General features: G+C 30.9%; 11 protein-coding genes. All 11 read right to left on the bottom strand.

Annotation, left to right across the window (positions count from 1 at the left end; translation table 11 throughout):
- Positions 1 to 343: 343 nt before the first annotated feature.
- Positions 344 to 1735, bottom strand: a complete 1392-nt coding sequence (locus C1X07_RS11475; RefSeq protein WP_103070161.1) for a hypothetical protein — start codon at positions 1733 to 1735, stop codon at positions 344 to 346.
- 81 nt (positions 1736 to 1816) lie between these two features.
- Complete coding sequence (locus C1X07_RS11470) at positions 1817 to 2497, bottom strand: DUF2490 domain-containing protein (protein WP_103070160.1); 681 nt, start codon at positions 2495 to 2497, stop codon at positions 1817 to 1819.
- A gap of 218 nt (positions 2498 to 2715) precedes the next feature.
- Entirely contained in the window at positions 2716 to 3906 is a 1191-nt protein-coding gene (locus C1X07_RS11465) for a formylglycine-generating enzyme family protein (RefSeq protein ID WP_103070159.1), read from the bottom strand.
- A 20-nt stretch (positions 3907 to 3926) separates the two neighbouring features.
- Complete coding sequence (locus C1X07_RS11460) at positions 3927 to 4664, bottom strand: porin family protein (RefSeq protein ID WP_103070158.1); 738 nt, start codon at positions 4662 to 4664, stop codon at positions 3927 to 3929.
- Between the two features lie 9 nt (positions 4665 to 4673).
- Positions 4674 to 5666 (bottom strand): HAD family hydrolase, encoded by a 993-nt coding sequence (locus C1X07_RS11455; protein WP_103070157.1) that lies wholly within the window; start codon positions 5664 to 5666, stop codon positions 4674 to 4676.
- 59 nt (positions 5667 to 5725) lie between these two features.
- Entirely contained in the window at positions 5726 to 7279 is a 1554-nt protein-coding gene (locus tag C1X07_RS11450) for an arylsulfatase (protein WP_103070156.1), read from the bottom strand.
- Between the two features lie 145 nt (positions 7280 to 7424).
- The gene (locus C1X07_RS11445; protein ID WP_206604231.1) at positions 7425 to 8213 is read right to left on the bottom strand and encodes a hypothetical protein; all 789 of its coding nucleotides are present in this window, start codon (positions 8211 to 8213) and stop codon (positions 7425 to 7427) included.
- Positions 8210 to 8854: an HdeD family acid-resistance protein gene (locus tag C1X07_RS11440; RefSeq protein WP_103070155.1), complete on the bottom strand. Its 645-nt coding sequence runs from the start codon at positions 8852 to 8854 to the stop codon at positions 8210 to 8212. Before C1X07_RS11440 ends, C1X07_RS11445 begins: the two co-directional genes overlap by 4 nt.
- Positions 8855 to 8944: 90 nt before the next feature.
- On the bottom strand, positions 8945 to 9583 hold the full coding sequence (locus C1X07_RS11435) for a DUF4136 domain-containing protein (RefSeq protein WP_103070154.1): 639 nt from the start codon (positions 9581 to 9583) through the stop codon (positions 8945 to 8947).
- 1388 nt (positions 9584 to 10971) lie between these two features.
- Positions 10972 to 11553 (bottom strand): Crp/Fnr family transcriptional regulator, encoded by a 582-nt coding sequence (locus tag C1X07_RS11430; protein ID WP_103070153.1) that lies wholly within the window; start codon positions 11551 to 11553, stop codon positions 10972 to 10974.
- A gap of 190 nt (positions 11554 to 11743) precedes the next feature.
- Positions 11744 to 12331 (bottom strand): Crp/Fnr family transcriptional regulator, encoded by a 588-nt coding sequence (locus C1X07_RS11425; protein ID WP_103070152.1) that lies wholly within the window; start codon positions 12329 to 12331, stop codon positions 11744 to 11746.
- Positions 12332 to 12929 lie beyond the last annotated feature (598 nt).

Raw genomic sequence — 12929 nt, 5'->3', positions numbered from 1 at the left:
TAAATCATAAATTGAAAATTATTTTTGTTTTTTTAACATGGCTGTATCCAAAGCCTTAATTTTGACTAAGATTTCACTGTATGAATTTCTATTATGTGAGAGAACCAGAAGAAAGTGCTTTTTAATTGAGGCTTATCTAAAAAGTTACTTAAGAAAATAATCCATAACAATTATTAAATTAAGGAAAACATATAGGTAAAAGGAAGTAATCATTTAACAAATTCACATGTATACAGATTACAATGTTTTTTGTTGAGACAAATAATGAATACGATTTTATAGAGGCATAAAGTATGGAAACAAAGAATTTGAATCTAAAACTGTAAAAAATATAGATTAATAATTACTTTTTTAAAATTTGATCTATGGTTAAATTGAGACCGACTAAGATTCGATACCTTCTAAGCTTTATTTTGGTTACTGAGCTTTGAGAATTGAGAGCTTCGCTCGGAAAGTGTAATGGGCGGTTAAAATTTGAACCACCAGAAGATAGAACACCCCCCAAAACAATATCTAATTTGTTTACTGAAAAGTTTACTCCTAAACCATAGTGATTAAAGTCTGCAATCAAATTAATATCCTCATTTTGTTTATTGGTTAAGTCAAAGAGAGTAGCGTTGGTTATGTATGGAGAAAAATCTGTTGAATAACTAGCATAGCCACTTAATTTGGTATTTAGAAAAAAATCAATCCCCAAACCAAAATTGACAATATCTTTTAATCTTTCTTGAAAAAGCAATTGAGTAGAGGTTTCTAATTCACTATTAAACCTTGGTATGGAGATTCTATCGTACAGCTTTTTTTTATTATTCCAATTTATATTAAAATGCAGCTTGTTTTTTCCAAGTTTTAATCCCGTTCCAAATTGAATTCCTAAAGGGTATTTTCTTTTTGAATCAAGGTTTTCAAAACTATTGTAGGAAAAGCGATTATCGATACTAGAAAGCCCCGTTAAAAATTCTTCTTGATTAAATCTTCCTTTACCTAAGAATTCAATGTAAGGTATATCAATATTGATCCCTAGTTCTAATTTGTTAGTACTATATGCTATCCCGACTTTTCCAAAAAAACCATAAGATTTTTGAACAAAACCAACTTTGCTTCTATATAAAGCAATTGCCGAATCCTGAGCGATACTTGAATATTCCAATGAATTGGAACCTTTAAACTCATAGCTTGAAAAATAACCAGATATTCCTATGCTCAGATTTTCGGTGCATTTTGTTGCCCATGAAACTCCATACCATTCTTCATTAATTTTATTCGTGATTTCTATATTACCTACATAAGTCTCTAAGCCTACTTGTTCTGCAATAATGTCAGAGGTTTGAATACCAGTACTATATGATATAGATGTATTTGATCTGTTTCTGGAAAGAAGAGAGTAAGCAAAATGATGATTATTAGTGTTGTTGAGTTTAAATGTACCAGCTACCATATGAGGTAATCCTGAAAACTCAGAACTTTTTAGAGTATGATTATCATGTGTTCCTTCATTTGTTTTAACCTCACTAAGTTGATAAATTTTACCATTAATACTAAAAAGAGGATCTTTTATAGTAGTTAACCTAGCGGGATTATAATAAGTAGCACCTAAATCACTAACACTACCTGTAACATTGCCATTTAAAAGAATAGATTTGTCACCAAAATTTTCATATTTATAATTTTGCTGTCCGTAAAGAATAAATAAATTGAAACAACTTACTATTATGTATAGATTTAAACGAAGCATATATTAGTACATAGAAGGTTTGTTGTCTTTTTTGTATACAAGAATTTTTTTTTAATTACTTGTTGTATCTTTTCAGTTCTTTTAAAAGCGATATTCTAATAGTATAGTAGTACCACTTTTGTTTTCTTGCCCAAATAGTTGATTGAACTCTTCGTATAGAAATCCTAAACCTATTTCCTGTCCATTAGTAAGTTTATGTAATATCTTGAATGAATATTCTCTAGAATTTGAAAAACGTTCTTTTGTTAAGTGTTCTCTTAAGAAGTACCATTCTATAGTTCCTACGAGCTTCCATTCTTTTGGGATTTCTTCATTTTCTTTAAATAAGTATTCTATCCCTATTTTATACCTTAAACGACCGTAATTTTCATCTTCTATTTCTTCAGAAAATAGAAAATTCCTCCATTCTCCTTTAAATTGTTGCTTTAAGTCTAATCGTTCTATAATTTTCGTTTTTAATGCTAACCCTAGATATGGTTTTAGCTCTATAAAATTATCAATTTCCTTATCAAAAGTGTAGTAGGTATTCATTCCTCCTAATAGTTGCCAATTTTGTAGTTTTTTTATGGCGAGTCCACTTATTCCAAGGCGGCGCCACGATGGCTCTTCATACAAATGTTTCCAATTTCCTGTTATTTGTATGTTCCAGCTTTCAGTATCTTTTAATTCTTTAGTCACCTCGAACTCATGAAAGAATTCAGTTTGAGCTTTTAGATTAAAACTAAATCCTATAATTAGAAGAAGTATATATGTATGTTTCATAACTAGATAGTAATAGCATTTGTATTAGAGATTAGAATAATTATAAGAGTGCTTTTGCTTCGTTTATTGGTTAATTATGGATATATCATTTTTATTGAGGTATTTAGGTGAGGTTTTAGTATAACTAAATGTTCTTAGTGGATATGGATGGCGGATCATATGCTTTAATTGTTTATTCATATCTCTTGTGGACGATTTTTTTTGCCTATTCGTAGTGATTATTTTTCATTTCTTACTAACCTAAAACCAACATGCTGCATACCACTATCAGGACTTAGTCGCATTCGTCTTGAATTCCGATAACCAGAGCACCATGAATCATGGCAAAGAAAAGATCCACCCCGTACGACTTTATTAATCGCATTCGGATTGTATACTTCGATTGTTTTATTTGGACCAGTTGGGTTTATAACTACGATGTTTTTATCTTTTAAAATTTTATAATAGTTTGCTCCATACCAGTCATTGGTCCACTCCCATACATTGCCGGCGATATCATATAGTCCATAAGAATTTGGAGGAAAAGATTTTACAGGAGCTACAAACATAAAACCATCTTCTGCGGTATTATTATATGGAAATTCTCCTTGTAAAAAGTTCCCTTTTTTTGATTTTGAAGTTAATTTTTGATTTCCCCAGGGATACATTTTGTTTGCTTTTCCGCCTCGCATAGCATACTCAAATTCTGCTTCGGTTGGCAGCCGTTTATTTACCCATTTGGCATAAGCCATTGCATCGTACCATGAAATCTGGGTTACAGGATGATCTAGTAATGTATTTAAGTTTTTACTTTTTCCATCTGGGTTTTTCCATGAGCTTCCATTAACAAAGCTCCACCAATTGGAGAGATTATCTTTTGATGCAGATTTTTCTGCAAAATGAAAAACCAAAGCCCCTGCTTTTAAAGCATTTTCCTCTGGTCTAGGAGTGCCTATAGGTACTTGCTTTTTAAGTTCTTCCCAATCGATATTGTACTCTGCTACAGTTTTATAATTGGTGGCTTTTACAAATTCTAGAAATTGACTAATCGTAACTTCGTGTTCATCCATATAGAAATCAGAAATTGTAACGCTGTGTTTAGGCATTTCATCACCTTGAGGGAGCGCCGTTCTTTGCATATTTCTGGATCCTTCCGGAAAATCTCCACCCATTTCAAACGTTCCTCCTTTTATAAATACCATACCTGAATAGTCTTTAGATTTTTCTTTTGATGTTGAGATACTATCTATAATACTAAGGAATTTGGCATCCAAATACTCTTTCCCCATTAGGTCATCAGTACGAATACACTGCGTTGTAAAACCGACCTTAGGTTTTTTTACTAATTGTTTTTTAGAATCAGTTTTACATCCTGAAAAAGCTAGGAATCCAAACAGGAGTAATAACTTCGAAATACGAGATACATTCATCTTTTTTATATGTTAAATGTCTATTGATTATGCTCTAAATTTTTCATTGCAAGTTCTTCTGTTATAAATGGTAAACTGATGTGTATTGAAAAATAGTTGCTTTTATTGTTACCTTTAAAAAGATCATTATTGAATACATTAGAAAACCCTTGATAATATCTGAAATGTACCATGATTCCCTTTCCTTTGTTTCCACTTTTAAAGTAATATCCAAGATTAAATAAAGCACCATAATCTATTTTATTTACCTTGGAATTAATGTTTTGTTCAAATCTTCCTAATTCATTTTTATAAGTTATTGTGGCCTCTTGTCTAAAAGAAACTTGCGGGGAGAGTCCTATTCTAATTCCTGAATTATTAAACTGGTAGTAGATAAAAGTGTTTACATCTATATATTTTACAAGCAAATCTGCATTGACATTTTGATAAAGAGAATTTAAATTTGGATTAGTTGTATTGAGTGAGATATCTTCAATTTCCGCACTTCGTTTAGAAAGGAAGTAAACCGTGGGGCTGGCATACCAGTTTTTTGATAGTTTTATATTTCCAGCAATACCAAAGTTAATTCCTGAACTTGAAGAAAGGTTCTCTATATTACTAAAACTGTTAAGAGGTACTCCTAGTTCGAGACTGAGATTGAATTTTTCTGAGGCCACTTTATCTCCAAATATAGCCGCCAGAATTGCAGCTTGAGAAAAAGCTGTTTGTGTAGCAATGATCATATAGAAAGTTAGGACGATCTGTAAAATATTATTCATGTTTAAAAACTATTTTGTAGGGTAAACTATTTTCCAATCTTTTTTCATGTCAATAATTGTCCAGTTGTTTTTTTTTGCTTCTGTTATACCTTTTTTTAATACGCCGAACCTGGTATCTTCATCATAAAAAAACTCCCTTTTTTCGTCGGTGTGTTTTACATAAAGTATAAGTTTTGATCCTTCTACTGAATTCGTGTATTGCATCATTTCAAGATCCCCATCAGAATTACCCACAGCTATTATTGGTTTTTTACCAATAATTTTATCGATAGATATTACTTTTCCTTCGTGATCATTATTGTGTAGCAATTCTGGTAATCTTTGTATAATCGGTTTTCCATTTACGGACTTCATTTGAGTTCTTAATGTAGTGCCGATAATTTGTTCTTTTGGTATTCCATAGACTTCTGGAGCCCATATTCTCATAAACTCTACGCTTCCTCCTGATACTATATAAAGTTTAAATTGATGTTTTCGTAGATATTCTAATAACTCAAGCATGGGCTGATAAACTAATTCTGTATATGGTTTGTTGAGTTTTGGATGTTTAGATGTTTTTAACCAATTAGTTACAATTGAATCAAATTTTTCGACATCATCTACGGCATGAGCATACATCACTAATTTTAGTACATCATTTGAGTGAAAATTGGTAATAGTTTTTTGATCATTTTCAATAACAGCTTTAAAAGGCTGTTTTTCCTTTAATTCCTTCTTGCTATTAGCTAGTTTTTTGATACGGTTTATGGCAAAAAAAAGCTGAAATGGCATTGGTTGTTCTGACCATAATGTACCATCATTGTCAAAAACGACTATTCTATCCTTTATAGGAATAAAGTCTTTACTATTACTATCGGTTACTCTATTAACAAAGTCAGTAATGTTTAACTTTACGATACCTTCGTTCCATGATGGTAATTGATCTCTATTACCATTATAATTACAGGATGATGTAAGCAAAACAAGAAAGAAAAAAAATAGATTTGCATTCATTTTTTTCATGATCTTTATGTTTTTATATAATGCCGAGGCAATTTAAATGCCTCGACATTTTGTTAATGTTATTTATTGGTAGTTTCGGATAGTTTTGCCATTACTTTATCTAAACTAAAACTAGCTGCCTTTTGTCTGGGAGGATATTTTTTAAAAGTTCCCAAAAAATGACCTACGTATTGCTGAGCAGGTACGAGTAGGTAGACTCGATCAAGAAGCCAATCGTAGTATGTGTTCGAAGTTATTTGAGCTCTTTCATAAGGGTCTCTTCTCAAATTGAAGATTAGCGGTACTCTCAGATGAGTAAAAGGGTTAGCCCATGCCTCTAAAGTCTGAGCAATGCGCTGCTCCATAAAAACTAGTTTCCAATCTCCATATCTCAGTGCAGTGAGATCCCCGTCATCAGAGAAGTAAAATATTTCATTTCGAGGACTTTTTATGTTTTGGGGGTCGGTTAAATGTTTGCTAACATCATATCCATCTAGATGGATTCGATAGTTTCTTCCCAAAGATTTGGAGTGATATCCGTCTAATAAATCTTCCTTGATATCTTTTTTTCCGGCTGCCGCCAAAAAAGTAGGTAACATATCCATATGGTGGACAAGACCATTGCTTACGGAGCCTGGTTTAACTTTTCCAGGCCATTTAATCATAGCGGGAACTCTCCAACCTCCTTCCCAATTAGTATTTTTTTCACCTCTAAAAGGGGTAGCAGCAGCATCGGGCCACGTATTGTAATGTGGTCCGTTATCGGTAGAATAATGTATTATTGTATTATCAGCGATTCCTAGTTCATCCAGTACTTTGAGAAATTTGCCAATATGCATATCATGTTCTACCATACCATCAGAATACTCATCTTGCCCTGAAATACCTCTAAGTTCTTTTTTTACATGTGTTCGAAAATGCATACGTGTACCACTCCACCATAAAAAAAATGGTCTTTTGGCTTTAACGGCTTTCCTAATAAACTGGATGGCTGCATCTGATGTTTCGTCATCCACAGTCTCCATCCTCTTTTTGTTTAATGGTCCAGTATCCTTAATAGATCCTTTTGCATATGAATGTATTACACCACGAGGTCCGAATGTCTCTTTAAATGTTTTGCCATTAGGCATGATAACATCTCCTGGGTAATCTTCATTTTCTGGTTCTTCTTCAGCATTTAGGTGATAAAGATTACCGAAGAATTCATCAAAACCATGATTTGTTGGTAAATGCTCATCTCTATCACCTAAATGATTTTTACCAAATTGTCCTGTCATGTACCCCTGGTCTTTCAACAAGCCAGCAATGGTCGGATCGGCTTCATTCATACCTTCTTTTGCTCCGGGTAAACCTACTTTTGATAGTCCTGTTCTAAATACACTTTGTCCCATAATAAAAGAAGATCTACCGGCTGTACAGGATTGTTCACCGTAATAATCGGTGAAAATAATTCCTTCTTTCGCGATTCGGTCAATGTTGGGAGTGCGGTATCCAATCATTCCTTTGGTGTAAGAACTAATGTTAGATTGTCCAATGTCATCCCCCCAGATAACTAAAATGTTTGGTTGTTGTTGTGCGCTTGCTGTCATCATTAATGATAGCAAGAAGCAAACAGTTAGAATTTGTTTTTTCATAAAAAAAAGTTTAATTAATATTCGTATTCATAAAGCGCTTATACGTTATTTTACTAATCAATCTCTTTTAAAAGAATTTGTTTAGTGTAGAATTTACTTGTTTCATAATCAGTAGTGTTTATTATGTAATAGGTTATAGCAACGATTACTTAGAGAATTGCAAATTAATACCTGTAAATAGTTGAAATTGAGGTTGTATGCCGTTATGAAGCATGGAGTATTGTGGTTCTATAAATAAATTGCATGTTGTTTTTCCAATTTGAACTACTTTACCTATACCCAAAGCAAATGGTACATGATAGTTATCATTTTTGAAATCGAAAAACCATATAGGAGCACCTCTTAAATAAGTACCTTTACCAAGTTGCCAAAAATAAAATGGTTGTATTGCTGCGTTATTTGTACTAGATCTATCATGATCACCTGCAAAAGATGTCTGCCAAGTAACAAGACCTCCCCATTGAAACTGAGATGAATTTGCTAAAAAAGCAACAAAAGTTAACCCTCCTTGCCATTTTCCGGTACCTAAAATATCATCTGATGCTGTGGGTGCGGTGATTGATGGTCCAATTCCCAGTGTAGTGGTAGAGGTAGAAACGAAGCTATATGATAAAAAAGCATTGATATCTCCCAGACCATTTTCAGAATTAATACTTCCAGTGTTTGTTGCAAAAGCAATTGTACTAAGTGGGACAGAAAATCTGAACAGTAGTTTTCCGTTAGCTAGAGGTTTTGCAAAACGCACCCAGGATGTATTAAGGTAGGCATCACTTGAAGTATCCGTCAATTTTGGTATATAGTAATTATGAAAGCTAAGAGCTGTCATATTGGCTAATGGGTTGTTAGCTTGGGTCGAGTTATTCTCTTGTGACTCTTGCCCCATTACAAAAAAAGAATAGAAAAAGAAGACCATTAGAACAGATTTCTTTTTCATTTTGTTTCTGGTTTAAGTTCTTCTTGAATTTCCTGTTTAATTGCTGCGAGTTTATCTTTTAGTTCTTTTGAAATTTTACTGGGGATATTTTTCAATTTTTTCAATTTTATAGAAACATAAATATTGAATACTCCAACAGCAATAAGGGCAAGTGCTGTCCAAACTAGTATTGTGATTCCTGCAAATAATGGATTCCAAATTAGGATGAAGGAAAATATAAACCCTAAAATTCCTAAAATCATAAGATTCCCCCAATCTAATACACCATAGTGTTTTAAGTCCAAGGCATATCCCATCGCCATTGCTGATCTAAACATTAATAGAAAACCTACATAAAAAGGAAGAATAGTTATTGAGATTTCGGGGTGCATAAACAGTAAAATTCCTATTATCAGGGTTGATATCCCAAAAACTAGGTTCCATCCCCAATTGTCTATTTCGTTTCTATTCGAAACAGAAAAATAGATTTCTACTATTCCTGATATAACAAACGAAATACTAAATAAATAGGATAATGTCACGTACGATTCTAAGGGAGAAATGAGAACATAGATTCCTAGTGCAATAAAAATAAGTCCGATTATAAGAGGTAGGTACCAATACTTTACTGAATCATTTACTGTTTTAAAAAAGGTTTTCATAGTTTAAAAAGTTTTATTGTTAGAGTATTCATTTTGTTAAAAGTCCAGGCTATCTTGAGTATTATTGTTGTTTTTCCAAATTGATATTACTTAATTTGATAAATAAAAAGATTGCTTAAAAGCATCATTTATACGAGATTCTATAAAATCAATGTTTCCAGATTGTGTTCCTCTTACAAGACCATTAATACCAGCTATCCAAACAATATCAATTTCTTTTTTTTGGATATCTAATGAATTGGCATCACCCATTTCAATGATAATTGTACCTTCATTCCATTCATAATAAATAGGGTAAAAACTATCTGGGTAATAGGGATCATAAAAGCCCCACCAGTTATACCAACTATTGTAGATAAGATCGATTTGAGAATATGTTGTGGCTAAGGCATTACTTCTAATAATAATATCAGGTAGATTGTTTACATCTAAAGAATCTACTTTTGTATATCCCAAAGACGTCATGTTTTTATTTATACTTGATAATATGGCTTGGTCGTAGTCTCTTGTTATTGTTGGGTTAATGTTTCCTTGTCCCGAATCTTGTTCTATCCACCTTACTTCGTCTAATAAATGGTAAGTAGTTGGAGAATTATTATCCCAAAAACCTTGAGAGTGTTGTGTTTTAACAATATCAAAATCTTCTATACTTGTATCATCATCGTTATGACAAGCATTTAGAGTTAAGAAAAATGAGATATAGATAAAGGTTTTTTCTAAATTTTTCATGTTTGTTTACTTTTCTGTTAGTAGGATAGTTAGGTAGCTAAAGCAATACTTAAATCTATATTTGTGGGGAGATCAAGTGACGAATCAAGACTTGCCAAATTACATTGATATAAACTCTCTAAAATCTTTAAAGTAAATTTTCTTAGTTAAGTGTAGCACTCTTATGTATAGATTTGTATTTATCATATTGTATTTTTAATTAGTTTTAAATTGTATAAAGTCTTAGGTTTTAAAAATGTTTTTTAAACGAAAGTTATCAAGAAGTAACCCTGTAAAGAATGATAAATAGTACTAGAAACTGACTGATGTCCTAAATATATCCATTTGATAAAATAGAAAGTGCCATAGAATTTACAGTGTGTTCTATTTTCTGAAATACGAACTGATTAGTAAACGGATATTTTATATTATTTTCCACCTGCATTAGATCTAGGTATTCTTTAATAGTGTGGTTTCTGTATTCATCGTTACTTTTTTTTCCATCCATGATGGTTACTTAAACTATCCAGTAAGTCTTAATATTGATTGTTATGCTTATTGTTAATTAAGATATCTGTTGTTTACGTGATTATTCAAAAACGTAAATTAGGATCGGGTAAATAGCTTTTTAGATTTGGGTAAGTAGTCGTAAAGTTGGGGTAATAGTTCGCTATACCTGAACAGAGTAGGTTAGATATTACATTGAAATGAAGCAAGAAGCCTATCGTATAAAGGTAAGTAAGCTGTTAGATAGGGGTAAGTAGTTTATTGTTATTAGATTTTCTTTTTTTTGCCGATAATAATAGTTTCTCAAAGCAACAACTTATTATAGTCGTTATATGTCTCTTACAAAAAACGGATGTTAATTCAGGCGTAATGTGTTTGAACCAAAGTAAATTAAGAAAAATTAGTTTAAAATCCAAATAATATAGTTTCCTCTTAAATAGACTAGCAATTGAAACATAAGCTGTAGGAAAAAATGATAGAAGTGTAGGTAAGGTAGTTTTTAATAAATTTCTCATAATAAGTTATTTGATTAAACACTTAAATCAATTAATACAAACTTCAAAAATGATGACTTCCTTTCTGGGAGAATCTACTACTAATAAACATACTACTATGTATTTCATTAGTAAGTCAACATTTTAATATTGATTGAAACTTGATTAAAATTACAACATATTTCCTTGCTTATTGTGCCTCAAAACGTAAACTAATTTACTAAAAACATCAAAAAACACCTTTTATCCCTATAGATAGAGTATTCTTTTGGATTTAACGAGTTAATATCTTGGTGTTCTTGAGAATTGATTGTTGATTCTTAAATATTTAGAAGATTTTTTTTGCGAATATAAATTACTTTCTAATCTATTTGCTACTATTTAGTCCGTTTTGGGCTATGCGAATTGTTACTTGAATTTTTGTCTTTTTAAATTGCTTAACCAGACTCTAGATATGCCCATAAATTCAGCAATGTATTTAGCAGGAACACTTTTAATTAGCTCTGGGTAGTTTTCTATTATGTGGTTATACAATTCAAATGACGTTTTAGTAATTAGATAAGATTTAAATTCATTTTCTATTAATAAAGCATGGATTAACCTTTTGATAAAAAAATCTTTGAATGTTGTGTGTGTTCTATTGAGTTTTTCTATATCATTTTTATTAAGAGCTAAAACAGTTGACTTTTTGATGGCCATTAATTGTACAGGAGATAAGTCTTCTTTAAAAAAACTATGAAAACTGGACATATAGGGTTCATGGTTATCTAGAAAAAAGTTGATAGTTTTTGGAACATTACTTCCATTCATTTGTTGGCTTACGAAACCTCCTTTTAAAACGATATATATTTGTTGGCTAATATCACCAATTTTAACCAATGTTTCATGACGTTCTATTTCCTGAATAGTTCCGCATTCAATAAAAATGGATACATATTTATCTGGGATGTTGTTTCTTTTTAATATTTCAAAAATAGAATTTTTATTCACTCGAGTAATTTAATGATTCAAAATTGTTTGACTATTAGTTTAGTTAAGTAGAGTCTCAATTGTATTAATCAAAAGAAATCTCTAATCCTCTTTCATTTTCTGAAAACTTTAAAAAAGAATTACTTAATAATTGTAGGTTTATAAGTTTATAAAAATAAAGAATCTAGGAGTTAGTCAAGAGTAAATTAATTTACCTTTTTTTTAAATTTTGATGCTTTAAATTACTGAGCCATACTCTTGTTATACCAATAAATTCAGCAATGTATTTTGAAGGAAGTTCTTTAATTAGTATAGGGTATTTCTCGCAAATAATATTATAAATTTCCAGAGGTGTCTTTGCTATTAAATAAGATTTAAATTCATTTTCTAACAGTAAAGCATGTATTAAACGTTCAATATAAAAATCTTTAAACTCAGAATAGGAATGATTAAGATTGTCTATTTCACTTTTTTTTAAAACTAGCACTGTAGACTTTTTAATTGATTTTAATTGTACAGGGGATTTTTCTCCATTAAAAAAACTATGAAAACTAGACATGTAAGGTTCATGTCCTCTTAAAAAAAAATTAATGGTTCTAAAAGATCCGTCGTTAACCATTCGTTGACTCACAAATCCTCCTTTTAAAACAATAAAAACATTTTGACTAACATCATTATAAGTTACCACTGTTTGATTAAAAGCAACTTTTTGAAGATTACCTAATTCAATAAAAGTTGAAACAAAATCTTTGGGTATTCCAAGCATCAATAATTCTTTTGTAAGAACATCTGTTTCCATGCTATTTACAGTTTTTCAGTGATAAAAATACTAAATTAAAAAGTAAATATATAATATTTTGTATTCTGATGGATAGTTGTTTAAAAGCTGATTTTTGAAGGTAATTTTTTGATTATTAGCTGTTTATTTTGTGAAAAGAAGAGGAGATACCATGTTGTAATAGTAAAAATAAGAATGCCAAAGTAATTTGTTTTGATATAGATTTTGGAAATTGTTAAAAAAAGATGAAGAATCTAAAGGAAGAGATGAAACATATACAAGAAGCCAATTGTAACGTATGATGACTTTAAAATATAAAGCTGCAATTGCTTGTAGAGCACATTTTGCAAAATAGATATGGTTATTTACACCAGTTTATTAAATCAAATCTTTGATGTTAATACTATAAAATCTGTTTATTAGATATACAAACAGGCTTTGCTATTTGTTTATGATTTTCTTTGTAGCTCATAATAAACGAGGAGTGATGAGATTTTACTTTTTAAGTAAGATTAAAAAAACGGGTTTAACACAAATGAACAAGAAAATACCTGTAAAAAGTCAGCCTTGTATCGTATCTTTATAGCGTAAATTTTAAAGCCAGTTTATCCTCTAAACT

Origin of the sequence: Aquimarina sediminis (assembly GCF_002895435.1) — a bacterium.
GTDB lineage: Bacteria > Bacteroidota > Bacteroidia > Flavobacteriales > Flavobacteriaceae > Aquimarina > Aquimarina sediminis.
This window is presented reverse-complemented; position numbering and strand designations above follow the sequence as displayed.

Coding starts and splice junctions, on each gene's coding strand:
- C1X07_RS11475 (WP_103070161.1), bottom strand. CDS start 1,735: ATGCTTCGTTTAAATCTATACATAATAGTAAGTTGTTTCAATTTATTT.
- C1X07_RS11470 (WP_103070160.1), bottom strand. CDS start 2,497: ATGAAACATACATATATACTTCTTCTAATTATAGGATTTAGTTTTAAT.
- C1X07_RS11465 (WP_103070159.1), bottom strand. CDS start 3,906: ATGAATGTATCTCGTATTTCGAAGTTATTACTCCTGTTTGGATTCCTA.
- C1X07_RS11460 (WP_103070158.1), bottom strand. CDS start 4,664: ATGAATAATATTTTACAGATCGTCCTAACTTTCTATATGATCATTGCT.
- C1X07_RS11455 (WP_103070157.1), bottom strand. CDS start 5,666: ATGAAAAAAATGAATGCAAATCTATTTTTTTTCTTTCTTGTTTTGCTT.
- C1X07_RS11450 (WP_103070156.1), bottom strand. CDS start 7,279: ATGAAAAAACAAATTCTAACTGTTTGCTTCTTGCTATCATTAATGATG.
- C1X07_RS11445 (WP_206604231.1), bottom strand. CDS start 8,213: ATGAAAAAGAAATCTGTTCTAATGGTCTTCTTTTTCTATTCTTTTTTT.
- C1X07_RS11440 (WP_103070155.1), bottom strand. CDS start 8,854: ATGAAAACCTTTTTTAAAACAGTAAATGATTCAGTAAAGTATTGGTAC.
- C1X07_RS11435 (WP_103070154.1), bottom strand. CDS start 9,583: ATGAAAAATTTAGAAAAAACCTTTATCTATATCTCATTTTTCTTAACT.
- C1X07_RS11425 (WP_103070152.1), bottom strand. CDS start 12,331: ATGGAAACAGATGTTCTTACAAAAGAATTATTGATGCTTGGAATACCC.